The sequence below is a fragment of the Novosphingobium sp. TCA1 genome, from assembly GCF_009811895.1.
Classification (GTDB): domain Bacteria; phylum Pseudomonadota; class Alphaproteobacteria; order Sphingomonadales; family Sphingomonadaceae; genus Novosphingobium; species Novosphingobium panipatense_A.
The window spans coordinates 80,333-102,575 of the sequence record NZ_BLJH01000001.1 but is presented as its reverse complement, the minus strand read 5'-3'; the positions used below and the strand labels follow the sequence as shown (position 1 = coordinate 102,575).

Here is a 22,243-nt window from a genome sequence, read left to right as displayed (position 1 = left end):
ATTCAGATGATGAAGGCCGCCACAGCTAAAAGCGAGACGCAGTAAGCCGAAAGGAAGCTGCGCCAGTCGCCGCCGGTAAGCTGCCAGTCGGTCCTGGCCCGCGCATCTTCGGCCGCCTCTACAGCGGGCGGCCTGGCGCCGCGAAAGACCCGGCTTGGCAAGGAGCGCCGGAACGGATGACCGGCCTGCTCATGGGTGAGGACAAGTGCGCGTCGTGACATGGCGCACAGATTAAGACTTTGTTTACGTTTGACCACTCGTCCGAAAGAGGCATCCCGATGCGGGACGCTATGCGGTCATAAAGGGGCATAAACGAGATTTAACGCCGCGCCTCGGCGCAGCGATACCCATGAAAAAAGGCCGCCCGAAGGCGACCTCTTTCAACGTTTCAGCATTGCAGAAACGAACGGGCAGAAACGAACCGTCAGATCCGGTCGCCCAGAGCGCCCTTGACCTTGCCGACGCCCTGCTGGACTTCGCCCTTCTTTTCCTGGGCCTTGCCTTCGACCTGCTGCGCCGGATCGTTGCGCAGCTTGCCTGCGGCCTGCTTGGCATTGCCGGCAATCTCGTTGCCCAGACCCTTGATGGTGTCCTTGAGCTCACCCATGATCGATCTCCTTATCTGTAGCGGCGATAATCCGCCGTCTGCACAGTCATGAAACCGGGATGGCGCGCAGGAAGTTGCAGGGTGCTGCGCCGAAACGTTGCCTGCCGGAGACGAATCAGCCACCTGCCAGCGAAACGATGTAGTCCCAGTCTTCCGCCGTGACTTCGGCCACGGAAAGACGCGAAAGCCGGATCATCTCCATGTCGGCCAATCTGGGATCGGCCTTGATCTGCTTGAGCGTGACCGGGCGCTTAACCTTGCGCACGGGCTTGACCTTGACCGCCGCCCACTTCCCGTCGGGGTCGGACGGATCGGTAAGCCCCGCCTCGCTGATCGTGACGATCCCGACGATCTCCTTGCCGATGTTCGAATGGTAGAAGAACGCTTCATCGCCCACCTGCATGGCGCGAAGATTGCCCGCGGCGCGGTGATTGCGCACGCCGTCCCAGGTGCCCTCACCTTCCGCGACGAGATCGTCCCAGCCGTAGGCATCGGGTTCGGACTTCATGAGCCAGTAGCGCTTCGCCATCTCGTGCCTTTCGATTTCGCGTTGGAGCAATAAACTTCTATAGGGGCGGCATAACGATTCAATCGGCGGAGACAACACCCGCGATTCGGCGCTTCCTCGCAGGCGGCGAGTCGCAATCTGCCGATCCTGTTTGGAAGACTTTCGATGAACCTTGCCCAGATCCCCGTCCTCAGCCTCGAAGCCGATCGCGCCGATTTCTCGCAGCGTATCGGCGAGAGCTTCCGCACTTTCGGTTTCGCCATGGTCCGCGACCACGGCATCGACCAGGCCCTGATCGACCGCGCCTGGGCTCTCACCGCAGAGTTCTTCGCCCTGCCGGACGCGGTCAAGCGCGGCTATTTCATCGCAGGCCAGGGCGGCGCACGCGGCTATACCCCCTTCCGCACCGAAGTGGCCAAGGGCGCGACCGAGAAGGACCTCAAGGAATTCTGGCACATCGGCCGGGACCTCCCCGCCGGTTCGCCGCTGGCCGCCTCGATGCCCCCCAACATCTGGCCCAGCGAAGTGGACGGCTTCCAGGAAACCTTCACCGAACTCTACGCCCAGTTCGACAAGGCCGGCGCCGAGATCCTCGCCGCGATCGCCGTCTATCTCGGCCTCGATTCGCGCTGGTTCGATCCGGCGATCGAGGACGGCAATTCGGTGCTGCGCCTGCTGCACTATCCGCCCGTGGCCGAAGGCGCCGGCGGTGCGATCCGTGCCGGTGCCCATGAGGACATCAACCTCATTACCCTGTTGCTCGGCGCGCAGGAAGCGGGTCTCGAACTGCTCGGCAAGAACGGCGAATGGCTTTCCGTCGCTCCGCCCGAAGGCGCAGTGGTCATCAACATCGGCGACATGCTCCAGCGCCTGACCAACCACGTCCTGCCATCCACCACGCACCGCGTGCGCAACCCCGCGGGCGACCGCGCGGCGCATAGCCGCTATTCGATGCCGTTCTTCCTGCACCTTCGCAGCGACTTCCCGTTCAAGACGCTGGACCAGTGCATCACCGAGGAAAACCCGGATCGCTATCCGGTCAGCATCACCGCCGACGACTACCTCCAGGAGCGTCTGCGCGAAATCGGCCTCAAGATGTGATCGACAACAGGCCGCCGCGCTCCTCTCGGATGCGCGGCGGCCTGTTCGATTTAACCAATATTTCAGTCCACTGCGTTAGGTAACCGCCCGGGGATCTAAGCAGGGGGACATTGAGTGAGCAGAACTGGGGCTGCACGGGTGGAGACGGATGGCGACGGGGATCGCCAGGTCGACATCGTCGCGCTCGGCATCGTCACGGCCGCCATCCTGCTGTTCATCGCCACCGGCGCCGCGATCGGCCCGGCCGTCGTCAAGTCGCTTGCCGGACGCGGCCCCGGGCCGGATCGCTTCCTGCTCAACGCCTTCCTGCTCAACATCGCCATCATCATCTTCGGATGGAGCCGCTATCGCCAGCTTTGCGACGAGATCCGGCAGCGCAAGCGCGCCGAACAACATGCCCGCCACCTCGCGGAAACCGATCCGCTCACCGGGTTCCTGAACCGCCGCAGCTTTCACCGCGCCGTGGACGAACTGGTGCTAGGCGCGGAGCGCCGTGAACGGGCCGTCGTGCTGGCGATGATCGATCTCGACAATTTCAAGCAGGTCAACGACTGCAACGGCCACAAGACCGGCGACCGGCTGCTTCAGGAATGCGGACGCCGCATTTCCGGTTGCCTGCCCGACGGCGCCCTGATCAGCCGCATCGGCGGTGACGAATTCGCCGTCGCCATGGAGTTCGTGCCCCATCGCGCTGACCGGATAGACCGTATCGCCGCATCGCTGGTGGAAGCCATCGGCCAGAGCGCCTCGGTCAATGCCATCAACATCGATGTCACGGCCTCGATCGGTCTCTCCCGTTCGGACCTGCTCCCCCCCGTGCCGGGTGAGGAGGGGGGCAACCCGGACTCCCGCGTGCTGCTCGATAGGGCGGACATCGCCATGTATCATGCCAAGCGCCAGGGCCGGAACAGCTTCCACTGGTTCGAGGCACCGATGGCCGAGGAAATGCGGCTTCGCAGCGAGTTGGAAACCGGCATTCGCCAAGGCATATCCGCTGGCGAGTTCGTGCCTTTCTATGAGCGGCAGGTCGATCTCCAGACCGGCGAACTCACCGGCTTCGAGATGCTGGCGCGCTGGAATTCCCCGCGCTTCGGCATTGTCGCGCCCGATATCTTCATCCCCGTCGCCGAGGAGATCGGCGCCATCGCCGAACTTTCGGAACGGCTCATCGCGCGCGCCTTGCAGGACGCGCAGGAATGGGACGCCCGGCTGACCCTGTCGGTCAATATCTCGCCCGTGCAGCTGCGCGATCCTTGGTTCGCGCAGAAGCTGCTGAAACTTCTGCTCGAAGCCAGCTTCCCGCCGCAACGGCTCGAGATCGAGATCACCGAATCCTGCCTGCACCAGAACATCGCCCAGGTCCGCTCGCTGATCGCCAGCCTCAAGAACCAGGGTATCAAGGTCAGCCTCGATGATTTCGGCACCGGTTTCAGTTCGCTCGCCATGCTGCGCAGCCTGCCCTTCGACCGCATCAAGATCGATCGCTCCTTCGTGTCCGGCCTGGCCGAAAACAAGGACAGCGCCGCCATCGTCCATGCCATCGCGCTGCTGGGCAAGGGGCTCGGCCTGCCGGTAACCGCCGAAGGGATCGAAAGCGGCGAAGTGCTCTCCCACTTGCGGCAATATGGTCCGATCAAGGGTCAGGGCTATCTCTATGGCCGCCCGCGTCCGGCGGACCAGCTTGCCGAATGGCTCGAAGGCGTCGAGATCGTGGCCGATGCCGAAACGATCAACGATCTCGACATCCTGCGCCGCAGGATCGAGGCCCGCCAGGAACAGGAACGGCGCCAGGAGGAACGGGAAGCTGCTGCCGGCACCCCGCACGATCCGCTGCCCCGCAGCGCCTGACAGCCGGGTCCTCGCGGCTTTCGCTGGACCTGACGCCGCCTAGCGCATAAATCGCCGCCATGCGGATCGAATTCACCAAGATGCACGGCCTGGGCAACGACTTCGTCGTGCTCGACGGCCGCACCGACGCTCTGCCGGTCGTGGATGCCGCACTGGCGGCAGCCCTCGCCGATCGCCACACCGGCATCGGCTGCGACCAGCTGGTAATCCTCGCCCCTTCCGACCGGGGCGACTTTCGCATGCGCATCTTCAACGGCGACGGCAGCGAAGTGGAAGCCTGCGGCAACGCCACCCGCGCCATCGGGTTGCTCCACGGCCGTCCCGCCCTGATCGAAACGCTGGGCGGCATGGTCTCCACGACCCCCACGGACGGCGGCATCAGCGTGGAGATGGGCAAGCCCCGGTTCGACTGGAACGCGATTCCGCTCGGCTATCCGATGGACACCTACAAGATGCCGGTGGCCTGGGAAGAACTGATCAATCCCATCGCCGTCAATGTCGGCAACCCGCACGTGATCTTCTTCGTAGAGGATCCCTATGCCATCGACATGGTCCGCCTCGGTCCGCTGATCGAGAACGATCCCCTGTTCCCGGAACGCATCAACGTCAACGTCGCCGCCGTCACCGCGCGCGATGCGATCACCCTGCGCGTCTGGGAACGCGGCGCCGGGCTCACCCGCGCCTGCGGCACCGGCGCCTGCGCCACGGCTATCGGCGCGATGAAGCGCGGCCTTGTCGACCGCAAGGTAACCGTCACCCTGCCCGGCGGCCCGCTGACCATCGAATGGCGCGCCGACGACGAGATCGTCATGACCGGACCCGCCACCGAATCGTTCCGGGGCTCTTTCGCGGCGGCGGACTACGGGATCGCAGATTGACCGTCGAAGTCCATTCGCTCGGCTGCCGCCTCAATATTTCCGAAAGCGAAACGCTGCGCGGCCTGCTGCGCTGCGCGGAAGATTTGGTCGTCGTCAATTCCTGCGCGGTCACTGCCGAGGCGGTGCGCCAGACCCGTCAGGCCATTCGCCGCGCCCGCAAGGAACGGCCGGATGCGCGCCTGATCGTCACCGGCTGCGCAGCCGAAGTCGAACGCGCAATGCTGGCCGCCATGCCCGAAGTCGATGGTCTTGTGCCGAATACCGCCAAGCTCGACCCGCGTGCCTGGAACGTGCCCACCACCCCTGCTCCCGTCGAGCGCCGCGCCTATACGCGCGGCTTCGTGCAAGTGCAGAACGGCTGCGACCACGCCTGCACCTTCTGCGTGATCCCCCAGGGGCGCGGCCCCAGCCGCTCGCGCAGCGTGGCGGAAGTGCTGCGCGACGTGGCGGTTCATCTGGACGCAGGCGTGAACGAGATCGTCCTGACCGGCGTGGACCTCACCTCCTGGGGCGGTGACCTCGAAGGCGCTCCCCGCCTGGGCACCCTCTGCGAAGCGATCCTCGCGAACTATCCTGCCCTGCCGCGCCTGCGCCTTTCCTCGATAGACGGCGCCGAAGTGGATGATGCCCTGTTCGCGCTGCTGGCGGGCGAGACGCGGGTCATGCCGCATGTCCACCTCTCGCTCCAGCACGGGCACGACCTGATCCTCAAGCGCATGAAGCGGCGCCACAGTCGCGCCGATGCCGTGAACCTCGTCTCGGCCCTGCGCGCGCGCCGCCCGGAAATCGCTATCGGCGCCGATCTGATCGCAGGCTTTCCGACCGAGGACGAGGAGGCCCATGCCGCCAACCTCTCCATCGTCGAAGCGCTGCAGGTCGTCCACGGCCACGTCTTTCCCTATTCGCAGCGCCCCGGCACCCCGGCGGCGCGCATGCCGCAAGTCGATGCCGCCGCCATCAAGCACCGCGCCGCCGAACTGCGCACGAAAATCGCGGAAACACGGGCAAGCTGGCTGGCCGGCCTTGTCGGCAAACCGCTATCCGTGCTTGCCGAAAGAGGCGCGAAAGGCCATGCGGAAAACTTCGCGACCGTAAGCCTGCCCGCCGACGTGCAGCCCGGCACGCTGATCCGCGTTACGCCCGCAAGGGTAGTCGAAGGAATACTGGAATCATGAGTACCGAAGGCCAGCAGGCTGAGCGCGACTGGTCCGACCGCCTGTTCGGCGGCTTTCGCAAGACCTCCGAACGCCTGAGCGAGAACCTGTCCGGCATCGTCGGCAAGACCAGGCTCGAAGAGGCGCAGCTCGACGATATCGAGGATGCGCTGATCATGTCGGACCTCGGCCCACGTGCCGCCGCCCGCATCCGCGCCCGCCTTGCCGACGAACGCTTCGAGCGCGATGCCGATGAACGCGCGATCATGGAAGTGGTCGCCCGCGAGATCGCGGAAATCCTCCGCCCGGTGGCCAAGCCGCTCGACGTCGTCGCCTTCCCCCGCCCGCAGGTGATCCTGGTGATCGGCGTCAACGGTTCGGGCAAGACCACGACGATCGCCAAGCTGGCGCACTTGTTCCAGGAGCAGGACTATTCGGTCATGCTGGCGGCGGGCGACACTTTCCGCGCCGCCGCGATCGGCCAGCTCGGCGTCTGGGCGGACCGCCTCGGCATTCCGCTGGTCAAGGGCCCGGAAGGCGGCGATCCTGCCTCGATCGTGTTCGATGCCGTGAAGGCCGCCACCGACCAGGGCATCGACGCCCTGATCGTCGACACCGCCGGTCGTCTCCAGAACAAGCGTGAGCTGATGGACGAACTGTCCAAGATCCGCCGCGTTCTGGGCCGCCTCAACCCCGAGGCGCCGCATGACGTGGTGCTCGTTCTCGACGCCACCAACGGCCAGAACGCGCTTTCGCAGATCGAGATATTCAAGGAAGTGGCCGGGGTTTCCGGCCTGATCATGACCAAGCTGGACGGCACCGCGCGCGGCGGCGTCCTCGTCGCGGCGGCCGAGCAGTACGGGTTGCCCATCCACGCCATCGGCGTCGGCGAGAAGATCTACGACTTGCGCCCCTTCAACCCGGACCTCCTGGCCCGCGTGATCGCAGGGATCGCCTGATGAACGCCGAAACCGCACCCGCCCAGAAGCCCAAGAGTTCCTGGGTCAATCTCGTCGTCGATTTCGGCCCGCTGCTGATCTTCTTCCTGGCCTATCGCCACTTCTCCCCTGCGGGCGAAGGCGACACGATCGGCACCGTATCCGCCGTGATCAAGGGCACGATCGCCTTCATGATCGCGACCGTGATCGCGCTGGGCGTGTCGAAATGGCGGCTCGGCCACATCTCGCCGATGCTCTGGTTGACAACGGTTCTGATCGTCGGCTTCGGCGCGCTGACCGTGGTGTTCCACGATGCCTTCTGGATCCAGATCAAGCCCACGGCCGTCTACCTGATGTTCGCCGCCGTACTTTTCGTGGGCCTCATGCGCGGCAAGCCCATGCTCAAGTACCTGCTCCAGTCCGCCTTCGAAGGGCTGAACGAGGAAGGCTGGATGAAGCTCTCGCGCAACTGGGCGTGGTTCTTCGTCCTGCTGGCGGTGCTGAACACCGCGCTGGTCTTCACCGTAAGCTTCGACACCTGGCTTCAAGCCAAGCTCTGGGGCTTCACGGTGCTTTCGTTCGTCTTCACCTTCTCGCAGCTTCCCATGGTGCTGAAGCACGGCATGGGCGAGGCCGCGAAGGAAGAAGTGATCGAGAACCCGCCGCACGACTGAACCGATCCGGGCGGCGGACCTACCGCCGCCTGAACGGGATCAGCCGACCGAGCGGCAATCCTTCAGCAGCAGGATATGATCCGTCGGGCTGAAGTTGTCGTAGACGCCGCTCATCCTGATGCTTTTGCCCGGCTTGAGCTGAAGCGTGAACGCTGCCTGCCCCTTGGCCATGACGCAGGCGATATCGGTCTTGAACGCGGCTTGCCCCGGCAGGCGGATGGCTTGTTCGTAGGGGTGCGGGATCTTGTAGGTGACGATGTAGTCGCCGCGATCCTTGGCGATCTCTCCCACCATGCCCTTGATGATGAACGTCTTGTGCTCGTAGCGCAGCGGGATCGCGGCGGCATTACGCTCGGTGTCCTTGGAGATCTGCTGCGATAGCGAGAGCGCGTCCATCTCCAGCGCCGGCGCGGTGCTCACCGCCTTCATCCCCGCATTCGCCGCCGCAAGCCCCGCCTTGCCGCCCTTGAGGCCGCCCAGCATCTCGCACATCTCGGTCTTGGCGGCTTCCGAGGGGACGGTCTGCCCGCCGCGCAGCTTGGCCTCCATCTGGACAGTGCCCTGCCCGCCCGCGTTCGTCGCCGTGATGGTGATCGGGAACGCCCGCGCCTTGCCGGTCTGCGGCTGCTCGATCAGCATCGAACCATCCTCCGGTTCGGCGACGATCACGTCATAGCCCTTGGCCGCGACGATACCGCGCATCTGCCCGATCGCGCTGGCGGGCGTCAGATCGGGCACCGTGACCGTTGCGGTGAAGCGCATGCCGCTCAGGATCGAGCCGGCCTTGGCGAACGTCTCGTCACAGGTCGCCGCCTGGGCGACCGAGGGCAGGAACAGGGCCGCACCGGCGACCAGAACACAGGAACGCATGATTTCCCCCTAACTCAAGAAGCAAAGTTGCGTCCTATCAGAGGGATATGTTCAAAACCGATGACAAATACCGTCAGCAGGGCAACAACCTGCCCTGCCGAGAGGCTCAGATTTCCAGCTGGCTGCCCAGTTCCACCACGCGGTTGGTCGGCAGGCGGAAGAACTCCATGGCGCTGGCGGCATTGCGCATCATCCAGGCGAAGAGCTTCTCGCGCCAGATCGCCATGCCGGGCTTGGCGGAGGGGACCAGGGTCTGGCGCGAGAGGAAGAAGCTGGTCTTCATCATCTCGAAGGGTCCGCCGCACATTTCCGAATGGGCCAGCGCTGCGGGCACGTCGGTCTCCTCCATGAAGCCGTAGCGCAGGGTCATGCGATAGAAGCCCTGCCCCAGTTCGGTGACCGAATAGCGTTCGCCGGGCTCGACGTAGGGGACGTCCTGCACTTCCACGGTCAGCACCACGACGCGCTCGTGCAGCACCTTGTTGTGCTTGATGTTGTGCAGCAGCGCCGAGGGCACGCCCGCATTGCTGGAGGCCATGAAGATCGCCGTTCCCGGCACCCGCGCGGCCGAACCGTGCGCGCTCTTGGCGAAGACGTTGAGCGGCAACGCGGCCTCGGTCATGCGCTCGCGCATGAGGCGGCGGCCCTTGTTCCAGGTGGTCAGCAGGGTGAAGGCGATGCCGCCGATCAGCAGCGGGAACCAGCCCCCATCGGGCACCTTGGTGGCGTTGGCGGCGAAATAGGCGCCGTCGACCACGAAGAAGGTGACGATGACCGGTATCGCCAGCCACAGCTTCCAGCGCCAGAGCACGATCAGCAGCACCGCCATCAGGCAGGTGTCGATCAGCATCGCCCCGGTCACCGCGATGCCGTAGGCCGAGGCGAGGTTCGAGGAATTCTGGAACACCAGCACCAGCACGATCACGCCGGTCATCAGGGCCCAGTTCACGAAGGGAATGTAGATCTGGCCCACCTCGTGCTCGCTCGTATGGCGGGTCGAGAGGCGGGGAATGAAACCGAGTTGCATCGCCTGATGCGTGATCGAGAATGCGCCGGAAATCACCGCCTGGCTGGCGATGAAGGTGGCGCAGGTCGCAAGGATCACCAGCGGCAGACGCAGGCTTTCGGGCGCGAGGTTGAAGAAGGGGTTCTTCATGGCTTCCGCCGCGGCCGAATCGTCCAGCCCCAGGATCATCGCCGCCTGGCCGAAATAGTTGATCAGCAGGCAGGGCATGACCACCCCGAACCAGGAAAGGCGCAGCGGCCCCCGGCCGAAATGCCCCATGTCGGAATAGAGCGCCTCGGCCCCGGTCACTGCCAGAACGACCGAACCCAGCGCCAGGAAACCCAGCACCTTGTCGGTCATGAAGAACTGGACCGCGTACCACGGGTTCAGCGCCACCAGCACGGACGGCATCTGCACGAGGTGATAGATGCCCAGGATCGCCAGCACGGCGAAATAGACGATCATCACCGGCGCGAACAGCGCGCCCACTTTGGCCGTGCCGCTCTTCTGGATCACGAAAAGCGCGATCAGCAGCACCAGCGCGATCGGCAGGACCAGCGGCGCCAGACGCGATTCGACGACGGTAAGGCCTTCCACGGCCGAAAGCACCGAAACGGCGGGCGTGATCATCGAATCGCCGTAGAACAGCGAGGTCGCGAAAACGCCCAGCAGGACCACCAGCGGGCCATAGCGGCTTTTGCGGATCACGCCGGAAATCAGCGCCACCAGCGCAAGGCTGCCGCCCTGCCCCTTGTTGTCCGCACGCATCAGGATGCCGACGTACTGGACGGACACGACCAGCGTCATGGACCAAAAGATCAGGCTGACGACGCCAAGGATATGCAGTTCGTCGATCGCCAGCGGATGCGGGCCGACGAAGGTTTCGCGAAAGGCGTAAAGCGGGCTGGTGCCGATGTCGCCGAAGACGACGCCGACCGCGCCCAGAGCCAGCTTGGTGATGTTCCCCGAACCGTGTCCGGGTTCATATCCACCTGCGGCCGGGGCTTTTCGCCCCGTTGCCGGATCGATTACCGTCGGGACGATAGCCGTGTCCGAACCTGTGTCACTCATTCCAGCGCCCCGTAATGGCTTTGCCGCGTCGGCATTCACCCCCGCAACAAGCGCCCGCCGTTAGCAGCATGGCAGGAGCCTAGCAACGACCGTTCGCGTCAGGTTCATCGAGGCGCTGCCATGGGCCGAGGATTCTTGCCTTCGACCCTACCCGAAATCTGGCCTCCCGAATCTTGCCCTCCCGCATTCTGACTCGCCATGAAAGCATCCAGCCTCTGCAACTGCTGGGCGAGCGGCAGGCGCCATTCGGCATCCTCCGGCGCTTTCTTCACAAGATCGACCCAGATCTCGCGCGCCTGCTTGAGCTGGCCCGACTGCGCCATGGCCAGCCCAAGGAAATAGGGCGGCCCCGGCGCCCTGGGATCGGCATCGGCAGCCTTGCGATAGGCATAGAGCGCGGGCGCCGTCAGCACTCCTTCCGAATGGGCCACCAGCACATTGCCCAGCGCCAGCCAGGACTCGGAGTCCCTGGGATTGTCCTCGATCGCGCCGCGCAGAAGCTGCGCCGCATCCACGTAGTGGCCGTTACGCGCCAGACCGTCGGAAATGATGAGCCAGCGGTTGCCGGTGGGAATGCCTTCCTCGCGGAACATGGAGCGCGCTTCCACGAAAAACTGCCCCGCTGCCGGATCCTGCCCCTCCAGCGCCCGCTTCGGCGCACCCGCCTCGCCCGGACGGCCTTGTGCGGCATAACCCGCCAGCCCGAGCATGAGTGCCGCCGCGACGATCTCCCGCCCGCCTTTCGGCACCTTGAACAGGACGACGATGCCCACGAAGGCCAGTATTGCCAGCAGGGCGACGAGAACCCAGGTCATCGTGCTTCTCCCCGGCGGAACCGCTTGCGCAGCAGCAAGGCTGCCAGCGCCACGATGACCAGCGGCACGGCAAAGAGCGGCCAGGTGAGCGTGGTGAGTTGCGGCGCATAGCTGACGTAATCGCCGTAGCGTTCGATCAGCCAGCCGCGAATTGCCTCCGGCTCCTCACCGGCAGCGATTCGTTCGCGCACCAGCGAACGCATCGACCCCGCGATCGGCGCATCCGAATCGGCGATCGACTGCCCCTGGCATTGCAGGCAGCGCAGCGTTTCCATCAGGGCCTGGGCTTCGCGCTCCTGAGCCGGATCACTCAACTGACGATAGGCGAAAGGTGCGGTGGACTGCTCCTCCTGCGCGAGAACCGGCACGGCGAACCCAAGCGCGGCCACGAGCGGTACTAGCGACAGCAGCCGAGTCATTGCGACGCCTCCCGAAGTTTTTCGAGGATCATCGGCACATGTTCGGGCCGGATCTCACCGATGTGCTGATAGCGAATCACGCCCTTGCCATCGATCACATAAGTTTCCGGCACGCCCGAGGATCCCAGCGCCAGTTGCACCTTGCCGTCGTCGTCGGCGCCGATGCGCTGGTAGGGATCGCCGTTTTCCTTGAGAAAGCCGGTGAGGGCCTCGCTGCTGTCGCGCACCGAAATGCCCTCGATCGCAACGCCCGCGCGGGCCAGCGCGCCAAGCTGCGGCGCCTCGACGCGGCAGGGTATGCACCAGGAGGCGAAGATGTTGACCAGATGCGGCTTGCCCGAGGCAATATCGGCGCTCCTGAGCCCCGGCCGATCCGACAAGGCGGACCGCAGCGCGAAAACCGGCATCGGTTTGCCGACCAGCGTGCTGCCCACTGCCCTGTCCGCAGGCCGATAGAGCCCGATCGTCACCAGCGCGACGAAACCCACGAACAGGACAAGCGGCAGCCAGATCGCCCAGGCGGGCGCCTTGGTGCGTGACGGCGCGTTCATGACGGGTCTTCCGATTGCGCGCGCTCCAGATCCGCCATGCGCCCGCGGCGATAGGCGATCTTCTCCCGCGCGAAGATGCGGCGCAAATCGCTGGCGACGCGGCCGATCAGGGCAAGCAGTCCGCCCAGGGCGATCAGTACGCCGCCCAGCCAGATCAGCGGCACGAACGGCTTCCACCAGAGGCGCAGTTGCCAGCGCCCGTCATCCGCCTCGCCGCCGAGCACGGCGTAGAGCTGCCCGTTCCAGCGCGTCAGCAGCGCCGATTCGCTGGTCTGCTGCGGCGGGGCCCAGAAGCTGCGGGACTGCGGGTCGATCTGCACGACCCTGCCGTGGTCGCCGTAGCGCACCAGCAGGCGCGCTTCGAGCGCGGTCCAGTTGGGACCCGCCATTGGCTGAACCGCGTCCAGCTTGATCTGCCAGGGGCCGACACCCGTTGCATCGCCGGTTTTTATCGCGACCAGCTTCTCGACCGAAAAGGCGCTTTCGCAGCTCATGCCCAGCAAGGAAACGGCAATGCCGAAATGGGCGATCACCATGCCCCAGACCGGCAGCGGCGTGCGGCGCAAGTTGCGGCCCTTGAGCGGCAGAACGCTGGCCCAGCCCAGGCCGAGTGCCAGTGCGAAGCCGAGAGTCGGCAAGATTCCCACACCGCCGATCGCCACCATGGCGATCAGCCCAGCGCCCACCAGCATGGTCGGGATCACCAGTTGGCGTCCGATGCGCGGAAACGAATCGCGCCGCCAGCGCAGCATCGGTCCTATGGCGAGCACCACCAGCATCGGCACGGCGAACAGCGCGCCCATGGGATTGAAGTAAGGCGGCCCGACCGAGACTTTCGCGCCCATGGCTTCCGCAACCAGCGGATAGAGCGTTCCGAACAGCACGATGCCGAGAATGGCCGAGAGCATCACGTTGTTGAACACCAGCGCGCCTTCCCGGCTGACCAGGGCAAAACGCTCGCCCTCGGTCACCGTGCCCGCGCGCAGGGCGAAGAGCGTCAACGCACCGCCGATGTTGATCGCCAGCAGGGCAAGGATGAACGAACCGCGCTGCGGATCCACGGCAAAGGCATGGACGCTGGTGAGGATTCCCGAGCGCACCAGGAAGGTGCCGATCATCGACATCGAGAAGGCCACGACCCCCAGCATGACCGTCCAGGCGCGAAGAGCGTCCCGCGCGGCCAGCACGCTCACCGAATGGAGCAGCGCCGTTGCCGCCAGCCAGGGCATGAGCGAGGCATTCTCGACCGGGTCCCAGAACCACCAGCCGCCCCAGCCGAGTTCATAATAGGCCCAGTAGGAACCGGCGGTAATGCCCAGCGTCAGGAAGATCCAGGCGCCCAGAACCCATGGCCGCATGGCGCGGGCGAAAGCCGGTCCGACCTGCCGGGTCACGAGCGCGCCGATGGCGAAGCTGAAGGCCACCGACAGGCCGACATAGCCGAGATAGAGCGTGGGCGGATGGAAGGCGAGACCGAGATCCTGCAGCAGCGGGTTGAGTCCGTTGCCCTCCTCCGGCACCGGAAACAGGCGTTCGAACGGATTGGAAGCGATCAGCAGGAAGGCATAGAAACCGAGGCTGACGAAGGCCTGTCCGGCCAGGGTCGCAAGGATCGTCGGCTCCGGCAGGCGCCGCTCGACCAGCGCCACCACGCCGCCCGCCATGCCCATGACCGTGACCCAGAGCAGCATCGAGCCTTCGTGATTGCCCCAGGCCCCGGCGATCTTGAAGACCAGCGGCTTGAGCGAATGGGAATTCATCGCCACCAGTTTCACGGAGAGGTCCGTCTCTGCGAAGACCGCGATCAGGCAGAGGAAAGCAACCAGTGCAAGCACGCCCTGCACGACCGCCACCGGCCTGACGATTCCGGCGAGGGAGGTCCCCCGCCCGGCCAGCGCCAGCGCGCCGGCCAGCAGTTGCAGCCCCGCCAGCGCCGCAGCCAGCCACAGGGCGGCAAGTCCGAGTTCGGCCGTCATCGTGTCGTTTCGCGCATGACTTTTTCGGCCTGCGCCCTGGTCATGTCCTTCATTTCGCGCGGCACATAGTTCTCGTCATGCTTGGCCAGGAGATTGTCGGCTTCGAAAACGCCGCCCGCGCCCATGTGCCCCTCGGCCACGACGCCCGATCCTTCGACGAAGAGCGAGGGAACGATCCCCTTGAACCGCACGGGCACGCGGGCCTTTCCGTCCTCGACCGCGAAAGCGATGGTCACGCCGTCAGCCTCGGTTTTCAGCGAACCTTTGGCCACCATGCCGCCAAGCCGCACGGCCCGCCCCGATTCGGGAGGATGGGCCTGGATCTCTGCCGGGACATAGAAATAGCTGGCCTGATTGCGCAGCGCCCAAGCCGCCAGCAAGGCCGCGCCGATCAGCACGACCAGCGCGATCACCAGCAGAATGAGCCGCTGGTGTTTCGCCTTGATCGTGCCCTGAACCGTACCTCTCGCCATTCTCTCCGTCTGCGCCATGTTTTCAGCGCTTCCTTGCATCGTCGCGGCGCTTCTCGGCGCGCTGCATCGACAGTAGCGACCAGAGCGTCATCGCCAGCGTCGCGCCTATGCCCACGGCATAGGCCGCCGCCACGAATGTCCATGCGTCTAGAGCCTCGCGCATCGGATCGCCCCCGCTTTCATGGTTTTCAGTACGCCGCACCCAGGGCCTTGCGGCGCAGGCGCGCTTCGGCCTGCTGGTTCGCAAGGATCGCCCGCATCCGCGCCAGCACGCAGCCCGCGAACAGCAGTGTGAAGCCCAGCATCGCCAGCAGCAGCGGCCAGAGGAAGGCACCCGCCATCGCCGATTTTCCCACGGTGATGCTGGGGGCCTGATGCTGGCTGTTCCACCAGATGACCGAATAGTGGATGATCGGAATGTTCACCGCGCCGACCAGCCCGAATATGGCAGGCGCGCGGTTCCTGCCGCCGTCGGAGGCTTCGCTCGCCTGCGAGAGAGCCATCCAGCCGAAATAGAGGAACAGCAGCACCAGCATGCTGGTCAGCCGTCCATCCCAGACCCACCAGGTGCCCCAGGCCGGACGGCCCCAGAGCGAACCGGTGATCAGGCAGACGGCGGTGAAGACCGCCCCCGGAACCGCACAGGCCCTTGCGGCGATCCCGGCCAGTGGATGACGCCAGACCAGCTCCGTGAAACTGGCCGCGGCGATTCCCATCCAGCCAGCCATGCCGAGCCAGGCGGCAGGAACATGAAGATAGACGATTCGCACGGTTTCGCCCTGGAGGCGTTCTGCGGGTCCGAAGAACAGGCCCCAGCCCAGCGCTCCGAACGCGACCACGAATCCGGCGCCCATGCAAAGCGGCATCAGCCAGCGGGCGATGCGTAGGAAGCGGGCGGGATTGGCAAATCCATGCATGGCAGTGCTTCTATCGCGGGCAGAGCAGGGAGCAAGGCCTTGCTCGGCGCCCGGCAGCTAATAATGGGCAAAGCCGCAAGCGCGAGGGCGATCAACCTAGCGATGGAAAAGGAGAGAAATGGGGCGATTGATGGGGTTCGAACCCACGACCTCCGGTACCACAAACCGGCGCTCTAACCAACTGAGCTACAATCGCCACACGGAAAATGCGAAGCCTGCGCCGCATCTTCCGAAAGTCCGCCCTGCCTCGCTATCTTGCGATCAGTGCGGAGGGCGCCCTTTGCACAAGGTTGAGCGACTTGAAAAGCAAAAAATTGCCCTGGACCGAAACTCATGCAATTTTCCCGCCACGATCGCCCCGCTAAGGGTGCCACATGAAGGCTCCAGGCGAATCATCAACGGACATCCTGCTCGCCCATCCGGGCGTAAAGCGCTTCCCCTCCTCGCGTCTGGACCTCTTCGTCCTGCGCGACTTCCTGTCAGGTGAGGAATGCGAGACCCTGTGCGCGATGATCGAGACGCAGCATCGCCCCTCCACGATCGCCAACTACAATGGTGACGATGCCTTCCGCACCAGCTCCACTTGCGATCTCTACCGCGACGATCCGATCGTTGCCGCCCTGGCAGACAAGCTCGCCGCCCTGTCGGGAATCGACATCGCCCATGCCGAGCCGCTTCAGGGTCAGCGCTACGCCGTGGGCCAGGAGTTCAAGGCGCATACGGACTATTTCGAGCCGAACAACGCGGACTTCGAAAAGTACTGCTCGGTCGCCGGGCAGCGCACCTGGACGTTCATGATCTATCTGAACGATGTCGAAGCGGGCGGAGCGACGCGCTTCAAGGTGATCGACAAGCTCATCCAGCCTGAACGCGGCAAGCTGGTAGCCTGGAACAACCGCAGAACCGACGGCTCGCTCAATGCCGCAACGCTTCATCACGCCATGAAAGTCCGCAAGGGATTCAAGTACGTGATCACCCAGTGGTATCGCGAACGCCCCTGGGGATGAACCGGGAGAGGTTCGAAGCCCCCTCCCGGTCGAATCAGCGAATCACGCTCACTTCGGCGCGCTGATCACCGCGCAGGCGATTCGGCCACCGGCGTTTCCGGCAGGCTGGCTGGTGTAGTCGTCGGGATCGGCATGGATGACGAGCGCGGTTCCGTCCGCGTCGCCCAGCGACTTCGCCCCGGCGCCCAGCGTCACGCCGGTATTGAGCACTTGTGCCTTGAGCACGCCGTCCGCACCGACATGCTGGTTCGGCATGTCACCGCCATGGGGGCCGCCCATGACCATCAGGCCGTGCTTGTGATCGCCGCCCGTGAAATGCCCTCCGGCCGTGGTGAACTTCTGCGCCGGCTCGCAAATGCCCTTCTCGTGGAAGTGGAAGCCATGATCGCCGGCCGGAATGCCCTTGAGATCGGTGGTGACCAGTACGCCTGCCGGAGTTTCCTGCAGTAGGACCGTGCCCAGCGACTTGCCGTCGAGGCCGACGACCTGGGCCTGGAGCTTCGGCGCGTCAGCGGCAACGGCGGGAGTCGCAGTCGACTGTGCCAGCGACGATGCCGGAAGGGCCGCTCCGGCCATGAGCACGGCACCGCAAGCGATCAGGCCGCGGAAAGTATGTTTCATTGCGCTTCTCCAACTGCGCGCCGATTGCCCGGCGCCTTTATGGTCCCGGCCGGTGCCGATAAGCCCGAGCCAGGGTTTTTAGTCGCTGCGGCCTTCCGCGGTGACTGTCCGTTAACGATAATGACGGAAAATGGCTCCGAATTTCCAACGGTACGCCAAGGACATCGCATAGTGACCGCCCCGCTCGCAAGGCTCATGGCCACCCCGCCAAGGGTTCGTGACGATCGGCGCCGCGAGCAGCGCCATGCCGTCCGCTACGACGCCGTTCTGGAATCTGCGCGAGGCGAGAGCATTCCCGTGCGATTGGCGGATATTTCGCCGCACGGATGCAATGTGCGCGGGCTTACGGACTGGCTTCGCCCGGGTGCCTTTATCGCGATCCGTCTTGGAAATGATATCGGCGACGATGAACCCGCCCTGCAGGCGATCGTCCGCTGGGTTCGCGGCGATGCCGCGGGCATGGAGTTCGTCCGCCCCGTCCCTGCCGCCCGCCGCGACTGGCACGACCTGATGGATCTCGGCATCGAGGCCTGAACGGTCCGGCGCGGGTCGCCCGATCCGTCACGTTTGCTTCAGGCAACAAAAAAGGCGGCCCGAAAGGACCGCCTTCTTCGCGTTCGTGACCGGATTCGCTCAGTTCTTCTTGAGCGAAAGACCGCCGAAACGCTTGTTGAACTGGGCAACGCGGCCGCCGTCCTGCAGCTGCGCCTTGCCGCCGGTCCAGGCCGGGTGCGACGTCGGATCGATGTCGAGAACCAGCGTGTCGCCTTCCGAGCCCCAGGTCGAGCGGGTCTGGAAAGTCGTGCCGTCGGTCATCTGGACGGTGATCGTGTGGTAGTCGGGATGGATATCGGCCTTCATGTCGTATCTCTCTTCGCATATGGCCGGTTCCGACCGGCCTGCTTCGGAAAGCGGCGCCCTTACATCGCTGCCCTTGAAAATGCAAGGGTCAAGGGGAAGGCACGCCCTTCCCCCGGGATCAAGCGTTCCCGCTCAGGCGTCCGCAATCATGGCGGTGAACTGCACTTCGCACGTCACCTTGTCGCCGATCGAGGCCTTGCCCCAGAACTTGCAGACCCGCGAGCGCTTCTGGATGAAGCCTGCGCGCAAGTCGAGCAAGTTGCCGGGCGTCACCGGGTTACGGAACTTCGCTTCCTCGATCGCCATGAAATAGACCAGCTTGCCGGTCCCGGCGAGACCGAGCGATTCGATCGCCAGGATGCCCGCCGCCTGCGCCAGCGCCTCGATCTGAAGCACGCCGGGCATGATCGGACGACCGGGGAAGTGCCCCTGGAAGAAGTCCTCGTTGAAGCTCACGGCCTTGACCGCGTGGATCTCGTTCTCATCGAACGAGACCACACGGTCGACCAGCAGCATCGGGTAGCGATGCGGCAGAGCCGCCAGGATCTTCGCGGTGTCGTAGACGAATTCGGTCGGCTCGCTCATCGCTCTACCCGCCGTGCCTTAGCGGCCCGAGGCCGCCGGAGCCGGCTGCTGCTGCTGCTGCGGCGCCGGAGCCGTCGTGTTGATCGAGGTCAGCGCGCCGTTGAGCGCGGTCAGGACGTCGGTGGTGATGTCCAGCGAGGGATCGTAGGCCAGCGTCTGGCCCATTTCGACCAGCATGTTGGCGCCGCGCTTCTGCATCGCGGGCTTGTAGAGGTTCTGGAGCTGCGCCTGGATCTGCTGGCCGACATAGGCCTGGTTGCGCTGGATCTGCTGCTGCTGGCCCTGCAGTTCCTGACCGGCCTGCTGTTCCTTCTGCTGGTAGGCCTGGATGCGGGTCTGCAGCGCGGCGTCGGGCTGCTTGCCGTTCAGGGCCTTGACGGCGGTTTCAAGGCTCTGCGCGTCGGGCTGCAGCGAGGTCTGCAGCTGGTTGCGGCGGGCTTCGAAGGTCTGGATCTGCTGCTGCAGCGCCTGGTTGGCGGTCTTGCAGGCGTTGCACTCGCGGGCGACGCGGTCGAGATCGACCACGGCCACCTTCGACGCGGGCACGGCCTGCGCCAGCGCGGGCTGGGCCAGAGCGACAAACGCCAGGCCCGAGGCCAGAGCGGCGGACTTGAGAAGCATGTTCATCAGAATTGAGTTCCCACGTTGAAAGTGAAGGTCTTGGTATTGTCGCCGTCGTACTTGAGCAGCGCCTTGGAAATGTCGATGCGGAACGGGCCGAAAGGCGAGTTCCAGTTCACGCCGAAACCGATCGCCACGCGCGGCTTCCAGGTATTGCCCAAGAAGGTTTCGGTGAAATAGTTGGTCGAACCGATCGCGACGTTAGCCGCGCCGGTAGCCGAGTTGGTCGGGCTCGTGGTCGTGGACTGCGTGCCGTCTGCGGCGGTCTCGGTATAGAGCTGGTTGCCGTTGGAATCGCGAGAACCGATGAAGCAGCCTGCCTTGCAATCGTTCAGCGCAGGCGCCTTGACGGACCAGACGGCACCCGCATCGACGAAGATCGAGGGACGCAGGCCCATTTCACGCGCGCCGGAGCCCAGCGGAATTTCCAGCTCGGCGCGGCTCATGTAGTAGTAGCGGCCGCCCACTGCGTCATCGTAATCCTGCGCTTCGACCGTGTAATTGCCGTCGCTGTCCGCCGTGTAATACTGCCGGACCACGCGAGGCCCGACGCCGCGGATACCGAAGCCGCGCATCTGGGGTTCGCCCAGATAGAAGCGGTCGGTCAGTCGGATGTCGTCGCCGGCCCAGCCCTTGATCAGGCCGCCCTCGCCCTGGAGCGAGAAGATGAAGCCCTTGCCCAGCGGCCAGTACTTCGCGGCATTGGCGCGGAGGCGATAGTAGTTCACGTCGCCGCCGAGGCCCGCGAGGTCGGCGTTGAGCGAGATGGTCTCGCCGCGGGTTGGCCGCATGCGGTTGTCGAGGTTGTCGTAGATCAGCGATCCACCCAGGATCGAGCTCAGGCGCTTGCCGATGGCATCGCAAAGATAGCGACTGCCGCGCAGCGGATCGCAAGTATAGTCGCCGTTGGAATCGATCGAATAATAGGTGTTCTTGTCCAGGGTCACGTCATCGTAGTTGAGCGTGTAGCGCGCGATCGCCGTCAGATACTCGGTCAACGGAACGCCTGCGCGGACCTGGAAGCCGGTGGTCGACTGTTCGTAAGTCGTGTTGCGGTCGTTCGAGTTCAGGTACTGGAAGCTGTTGTAGTCGCGGCGGTAGATATCGACGCCCAGCGACACGTTCTTGTCGAACAGGTAAGGTTCGACGAAGCTTGCCTCGATCGACTTCGAATAGGACGAATAGCTGCCCGACAGGCCCACCGTCTGGCCGCGCCCACGGAAGTTGCGCTGCCGGATCGATGCCTGGAAGATGAAGCGTTCGAGGCTGGAGAAACCGGCTGAAAGCTGGAGTTCGCCGGTCGGCTTTTCCTCGACGTTGGCTTCCAGCGCGATGCGGTCTTCAGCGGTGCCGGGCTTCTGCTCGACCTCGAACTTCTCCTGGAAGTAGCCGAGCGACTTGATGCGGTTGGTCGACCGCTTGACCTGGAGCGAGTTGAAGGCGTCGCCTTCGGCAAGACGGAACTCGCGGCGGACGACCTTGTCCTGCGTCAGCGTGTTGCCGTTGATGTCGATCTTCTCGACATAGACGCGCGGGGCCTCCTGGATCACGAAGGTCAGCCCCATGGTGAGGTTTTCCTTGTCGCGATCGTACTGCGGGCGCACGTCTGCGAATGCGTAGCCGAAGGCACCGGCGGTGTCGTTCAGGCCTTCGATCGTGTCTTCGACCTTCTTTGCGTCGTACCAGTCGCCCTGATGGATCGTCAGGTTCTTCGCCAGCTTCTCGCCGTCGAAGTCGCGCAGCTGGCTCTCGACCTTCACTTCGCCGAACTTGTAGCGCTTTCCTTCCTCCACCACGTAAGTGATGATGAAGTCCTTCTTGTCCGGCGTCAGTTCGGCCACGGCGGAGACGACGCGGAAGTCGGCATAGCCCTGCGTCAGGTAGAACTGGCGCAGCTTCTGCTGGTCGAACGCCATGCGGTCGGGATCGTAGCTGGTGCCGGAGCTGAACAGGCGCGTGAAGCGGGCCTGCTTGGTCACCATCTGGCTGCGCAGGTCTCCGTCGGAGAAATGCTCGTTGCCGATGATGTTGATCTGGCGGACCTTCGACTTATCGCCCTCGGTGATCTCGAAGACGATGTCGACGCGGTTCTGGTCAAGCATGACCATTTTCGGCTCGACGGTCGCCGCGTAGCGCCCCTGGCGCTTGTAGAGTTCGATGATGCGGGCAACGTCGGCGCGGATCTTCGAGCGGGTGAAGATCTGACGCGGAGAAACCTTGATCTCCGGCAGGATCTTGTCGTCCTTGATACGCTTGTTGCCTTCAAGGATGATGCGGTTGACGACCGGGTTTTCCTTGACCTGGATGGTCACGACGCCCTTGTCGTTGCTGACCTGCACGTCCGAGAACAGCTCGGTCGCGTAGAGATCTTTCAGGGCAGCGTCGCCCGAAGCCTTGGTATAGGGCTGACCGACGCGAAGCTGGATATAGGACAGCACGGTCTGCGGTTCGAGGCGCTCGGCGCCGGTGACCTGGATCGTCTGGATCGTTTCGCCGGCTTCGACTGCAGGTGCGGCAACGGGGGGCGCAGCGACAGGGGCCGGAGCAGTGGCTGCGTCCTGCGCAAGGGCAATGCCCGGCGCGCCTGCAAGGATGGTCGTCCCCAAGAGCACTGCTGCAAGGTGCGGCGCACGGCGAGCGTCAGTGCTGCGGCCCATTTCCAATCCGATCATTCTACGCAAATTCCTGTATTCGCTTTCGCGAGGACTTCGACCGACCCGCCAGGCTGCCCATCATGATGAC

25 protein-coding genes and 1 tRNA gene are annotated in these 22,243 nt (G+C 64.6%); 8 read left to right on the top strand and 18 right to left on the bottom strand.

Going from position 1 to position 22,243, the window contains the following annotated elements; genetic code table 11:
- Nucleotides 1–2: 2 nt before the first annotated feature.
- The 3 genes from NTCA1_RS00585 to NTCA1_RS00575 all read right to left on the bottom strand — a co-directional run bounded on the left by NTCA1_RS00585 (nucleotide 3) and on the right by NTCA1_RS00575 (nucleotide 1,136).
- Nucleotides 3–221 carry a hypothetical protein gene (locus tag NTCA1_RS00585; RefSeq protein ID WP_236549020.1) on the bottom strand — a complete coding sequence of 73 codons (219 nt, stop codon included), beginning with the start codon at nucleotides 219–221 and terminating at the stop codon, nucleotides 3–5.
- Nucleotides 222–424: 203 nt separating this feature from the next.
- On the bottom strand, nucleotides 425–607 hold the full coding sequence (locus NTCA1_RS00580; RefSeq protein ID WP_086493378.1) for a CsbD family protein: 183 nt from the start codon (nucleotides 605–607) through the stop codon (nucleotides 425–427).
- Between the two features lie 115 nt (nucleotides 608–722).
- Nucleotides 723–1,136 (bottom strand): EVE domain-containing protein, encoded by a 414-nt coding sequence (locus tag NTCA1_RS00575; protein WP_159827219.1) that lies wholly within the window; start codon nucleotides 1,134–1,136, stop codon nucleotides 723–725.
- A 144-nt stretch (nucleotides 1,137–1,280) separates the two neighbouring features.
- Here NTCA1_RS00575 and NTCA1_RS00570 point away from each other — a divergent pair, with 144 nt between their 5' ends.
- The 6 genes from NTCA1_RS00570 (at nucleotide 1,281) to NTCA1_RS00545 (ending at nucleotide 7,708) form a co-directional block, all read left to right on the top strand.
- Nucleotides 1,281–2,216, top strand: coding sequence for an isopenicillin N synthase family oxygenase (locus tag NTCA1_RS00570; protein ID WP_086493379.1), 936 nt, complete (start codon nucleotides 1,281–1,283; stop codon nucleotides 2,214–2,216).
- Nucleotides 2,217–2,330: 114 nt separating this feature from the next.
- Nucleotides 2,331–4,064: a bifunctional diguanylate cyclase/phosphodiesterase gene (locus NTCA1_RS00565; protein ID WP_201282387.1), complete on the top strand. Its 1,734-nt coding sequence runs from the start codon at nucleotides 2,331–2,333 to the stop codon at nucleotides 4,062–4,064.
- A 59-nt stretch (nucleotides 4,065–4,123) separates the two neighbouring features.
- Complete coding sequence (dapF, locus tag NTCA1_RS00560; RefSeq protein WP_159827217.1) at nucleotides 4,124–4,942, top strand: diaminopimelate epimerase; 819 nt, start codon at nucleotides 4,124–4,126, stop codon at nucleotides 4,940–4,942.
- Nucleotides 4,939–6,117 carry a MiaB/RimO family radical SAM methylthiotransferase gene (locus NTCA1_RS00555; RefSeq protein ID WP_159827215.1) on the top strand — a complete coding sequence of 393 codons (1,179 nt, stop codon included), beginning with the start codon at nucleotides 4,939–4,941 and terminating at the stop codon, nucleotides 6,115–6,117. Before dapF ends, NTCA1_RS00555 begins: the two co-directional genes overlap by 4 nt.
- The gene (gene ftsY, locus NTCA1_RS00550; protein ID WP_159827213.1) at nucleotides 6,114–7,055 is read left to right on the top strand and encodes a signal recognition particle-docking protein FtsY; all 942 of its coding nucleotides are present in this window, start codon (nucleotides 6,114–6,116) and stop codon (nucleotides 7,053–7,055) included. Before NTCA1_RS00555 ends, ftsY begins: the two co-directional genes overlap by 4 nt.
- A complete protein-coding gene (locus tag NTCA1_RS00545; RefSeq protein WP_086493383.1) occupies nucleotides 7,055–7,708 on the top strand; it encodes an inner membrane-spanning protein YciB in 654 nt (217 codons plus the stop codon). The genes ftsY and NTCA1_RS00545 overlap by 1 nt, the downstream gene beginning before the upstream one ends.
- 39 nt (nucleotides 7,709–7,747) lie before the next feature.
- Here NTCA1_RS00545 and NTCA1_RS00540 read toward each other — a convergent pair whose 3' ends face one another.
- The 10 genes from NTCA1_RS00540 to NTCA1_RS00500 all read right to left on the bottom strand — a co-directional run bounded on the left by NTCA1_RS00540 (nucleotide 7,748) and on the right by NTCA1_RS00500 (nucleotide 16,002).
- Nucleotides 7,748–8,578, bottom strand: a complete 831-nt coding sequence (locus NTCA1_RS00540) for a hypothetical protein (RefSeq protein WP_086493384.1) — start codon at nucleotides 8,576–8,578, stop codon at nucleotides 7,748–7,750.
- Between the two features lie 106 nt (nucleotides 8,579–8,684).
- Nucleotides 8,685–10,655: a potassium transporter Kup gene (locus NTCA1_RS00535; RefSeq protein WP_159827211.1), complete on the bottom strand. Its 1,971-nt coding sequence runs from the start codon at nucleotides 10,653–10,655 to the stop codon at nucleotides 8,685–8,687.
- 104 nt (nucleotides 10,656–10,759) lie between these two features.
- The gene (locus NTCA1_RS00530; RefSeq protein ID WP_201282385.1) at nucleotides 10,760–11,470 is read right to left on the bottom strand and encodes a cytochrome C biosynthesis protein; all 711 of its coding nucleotides are present in this window, start codon (nucleotides 11,468–11,470) and stop codon (nucleotides 10,760–10,762) included.
- Nucleotides 11,467–11,889, bottom strand: coding sequence for a cytochrome c-type biogenesis protein (locus NTCA1_RS00525; RefSeq protein WP_086493386.1), 423 nt, complete (start codon nucleotides 11,887–11,889; stop codon nucleotides 11,467–11,469). Before NTCA1_RS00525 ends, NTCA1_RS00530 begins: the two co-directional genes overlap by 4 nt.
- Nucleotides 11,886–12,440: a DsbE family thiol:disulfide interchange protein gene (locus tag NTCA1_RS00520; RefSeq protein WP_159827209.1), complete on the bottom strand. Its 555-nt coding sequence runs from the start codon at nucleotides 12,438–12,440 to the stop codon at nucleotides 11,886–11,888. The genes NTCA1_RS00525 and NTCA1_RS00520 overlap by 4 nt, the downstream gene beginning before the upstream one ends.
- Complete coding sequence (locus tag NTCA1_RS00515) at nucleotides 12,437–14,416, bottom strand: heme lyase CcmF/NrfE family subunit (RefSeq protein WP_159827207.1); 1,980 nt, start codon at nucleotides 14,414–14,416, stop codon at nucleotides 12,437–12,439. The genes NTCA1_RS00520 and NTCA1_RS00515 overlap by 4 nt, the downstream gene beginning before the upstream one ends.
- Nucleotides 14,413–14,907 carry a cytochrome c maturation protein CcmE gene (gene ccmE / locus NTCA1_RS00510; protein WP_236549019.1) on the bottom strand — a complete coding sequence of 165 codons (495 nt, stop codon included), beginning with the start codon at nucleotides 14,905–14,907 and terminating at the stop codon, nucleotides 14,413–14,415. Before ccmE ends, NTCA1_RS00515 begins: the two co-directional genes overlap by 4 nt.
- Nucleotides 14,908–14,911: 4 nt before the next feature.
- Nucleotides 14,912–15,052, bottom strand: a complete 141-nt coding sequence (locus NTCA1_RS28420; protein ID WP_167381922.1) for a hypothetical protein — start codon at nucleotides 15,050–15,052, stop codon at nucleotides 14,912–14,914.
- Between the two features lie 25 nt (nucleotides 15,053–15,077).
- Nucleotides 15,078–15,806, bottom strand: coding sequence for a heme ABC transporter permease CcmC (ccmC, locus tag NTCA1_RS00505; protein ID WP_159827205.1), 729 nt, complete (start codon nucleotides 15,804–15,806; stop codon nucleotides 15,078–15,080).
- Between the two features lie 119 nt (nucleotides 15,807–15,925).
- A tRNA-His gene (locus NTCA1_RS00500) sits at nucleotides 15,926–16,002 on the bottom strand.
- A gap of 178 nt (nucleotides 16,003–16,180) precedes the next feature.
- Between NTCA1_RS00500 and NTCA1_RS00495 the strand changes: the two genes are divergently transcribed.
- Nucleotides 16,181–16,813 carry a 2OG-Fe(II) oxygenase gene (locus NTCA1_RS00495; RefSeq protein WP_159827202.1) on the top strand — a complete coding sequence of 211 codons (633 nt, stop codon included), beginning with the start codon at nucleotides 16,181–16,183 and terminating at the stop codon, nucleotides 16,811–16,813.
- Nucleotides 16,814–16,861: 48 nt separating this feature from the next.
- Here NTCA1_RS00495 and NTCA1_RS00490 read toward each other — a convergent pair whose 3' ends face one another.
- Entirely contained in the window at nucleotides 16,862–17,434 is a 573-nt protein-coding gene (locus NTCA1_RS00490) for a superoxide dismutase family protein (protein ID WP_159827199.1), read from the bottom strand.
- Nucleotides 17,435–17,605: 171 nt separating this feature from the next.
- On the opposite strand from NTCA1_RS00490, the gene NTCA1_RS00485 reads away from it, so the two are divergent.
- Nucleotides 17,606–17,968 carry a PilZ domain-containing protein gene (locus NTCA1_RS00485; protein WP_159827196.1) on the top strand — a complete coding sequence of 121 codons (363 nt, stop codon included), beginning with the start codon at nucleotides 17,606–17,608 and terminating at the stop codon, nucleotides 17,966–17,968.
- Nucleotides 17,969–18,067: 99 nt separating this feature from the next.
- Here the strand turns inward: NTCA1_RS00485 and rpmE are convergent, their stop codons facing one another.
- The 4 genes from rpmE to bamA form a co-directional block, all read right to left on the bottom strand.
- On the bottom strand, nucleotides 18,068–18,295 hold the full coding sequence (gene rpmE, locus NTCA1_RS00480) for a 50S ribosomal protein L31 (RefSeq protein WP_086493393.1): 228 nt from the start codon (nucleotides 18,293–18,295) through the stop codon (nucleotides 18,068–18,070).
- 132 nt (nucleotides 18,296–18,427) lie between these two features.
- Nucleotides 18,428–18,880, bottom strand: coding sequence for a 3-hydroxyacyl-ACP dehydratase FabZ (gene fabZ / locus NTCA1_RS00475; RefSeq protein ID WP_086493394.1), 453 nt, complete (start codon nucleotides 18,878–18,880; stop codon nucleotides 18,428–18,430).
- A gap of 18 nt (nucleotides 18,881–18,898) precedes the next feature.
- Nucleotides 18,899–19,507, bottom strand: coding sequence for an OmpH family outer membrane protein (locus NTCA1_RS00470; RefSeq protein ID WP_159827193.1), 609 nt, complete (start codon nucleotides 19,505–19,507; stop codon nucleotides 18,899–18,901).
- Nucleotides 19,507–22,173, bottom strand: a complete 2,667-nt coding sequence (gene bamA, locus NTCA1_RS00465) for an outer membrane protein assembly factor BamA (protein ID WP_159827190.1) — start codon at nucleotides 22,171–22,173, stop codon at nucleotides 19,507–19,509. Before bamA ends, NTCA1_RS00470 begins: the two co-directional genes overlap by 1 nt.
- Between the last annotated feature and the right edge of the window lie 70 nt (nucleotides 22,174–22,243).

Coding starts and splice junctions, on each gene's coding strand:
- NTCA1_RS00585 (WP_236549020.1), bottom strand. CDS start 221: ATGTCACGACGCGCACTTGTCCTCACCCATGAGCAGGCCGGTCATCCG.
- NTCA1_RS00580 (WP_086493378.1), bottom strand. CDS start 607: ATGGGTGAGCTCAAGGACACCATCAAGGGTCTGGGCAACGAGATTGCC.
- NTCA1_RS00575 (WP_159827219.1), bottom strand. CDS start 1,136: ATGGCGAAGCGCTACTGGCTCATGAAGTCCGAACCCGATGCCTACGGC.
- NTCA1_RS00570 (WP_086493379.1), top strand. CDS start 1,281: ATGAACCTTGCCCAGATCCCCGTCCTCAGCCTCGAAGCCGATCGCGCC.
- dapF (WP_159827217.1), top strand. CDS start 4,124: ATGCGGATCGAATTCACCAAGATGCACGGCCTGGGCAACGACTTCGTC.
- ftsY (WP_159827213.1), top strand. CDS start 6,114: ATGAGTACCGAAGGCCAGCAGGCTGAGCGCGACTGGTCCGACCGCCTG.
- NTCA1_RS00545 (WP_086493383.1), top strand. CDS start 7,055: ATGAACGCCGAAACCGCACCCGCCCAGAAGCCCAAGAGTTCCTGGGTC.
- NTCA1_RS00540 (WP_086493384.1), bottom strand. CDS start 8,578: ATGCGTTCCTGTGTTCTGGTCGCCGGTGCGGCCCTGTTCCTGCCCTCG.
- NTCA1_RS00535 (WP_159827211.1), bottom strand. CDS start 10,655: ATGAGTGACACAGGTTCGGACACGGCTATCGTCCCGACGGTAATCGAT.
- NTCA1_RS00530 (WP_201282385.1), bottom strand. CDS start 11,470: ATGACCTGGGTTCTCGTCGCCCTGCTGGCAATACTGGCCTTCGTGGGC.
- NTCA1_RS00525 (WP_086493386.1), bottom strand. CDS start 11,889: ATGACTCGGCTGCTGTCGCTAGTACCGCTCGTGGCCGCGCTTGGGTTC.
- NTCA1_RS00520 (WP_159827209.1), bottom strand. CDS start 12,440: ATGAACGCGCCGTCACGCACCAAGGCGCCCGCCTGGGCGATCTGGCTG.
- NTCA1_RS00515 (WP_159827207.1), bottom strand. CDS start 14,416: ATGACGGCCGAACTCGGACTTGCCGCCCTGTGGCTGGCTGCGGCGCTG.
- ccmE (WP_236549019.1), bottom strand. CDS start 14,907: ATGGCGCAGACGGAGAGAATGGCGAGAGGTACGGTTCAGGGCACGATC.
- NTCA1_RS28420 (WP_167381922.1), bottom strand. CDS start 15,052: ATGCGCGAGGCTCTAGACGCATGGACATTCGTGGCGGCGGCCTATGCC.
- ccmC (WP_159827205.1), bottom strand. CDS start 15,806: ATGCATGGATTTGCCAATCCCGCCCGCTTCCTACGCATCGCCCGCTGG.
- NTCA1_RS00495 (WP_159827202.1), top strand. CDS start 16,181: ATGAAGGCTCCAGGCGAATCATCAACGGACATCCTGCTCGCCCATCCG.
- NTCA1_RS00490 (WP_159827199.1), bottom strand. CDS start 17,434: ATGAAACATACTTTCCGCGGCCTGATCGCTTGCGGTGCCGTGCTCATG.
- rpmE (WP_086493393.1), bottom strand. CDS start 18,295: ATGAAGGCCGATATCCATCCCGACTACCACACGATCACCGTCCAGATG.
- fabZ (WP_086493394.1), bottom strand. CDS start 18,880: ATGAGCGAGCCGACCGAATTCGTCTACGACACCGCGAAGATCCTGGCG.
- NTCA1_RS00470 (WP_159827193.1), bottom strand. CDS start 19,507: ATGAACATGCTTCTCAAGTCCGCCGCTCTGGCCTCGGGCCTGGCGTTT.
- bamA (WP_159827190.1), bottom strand. CDS start 22,173: ATGATCGGATTGGAAATGGGCCGCAGCACTGACGCTCGCCGTGCGCCG.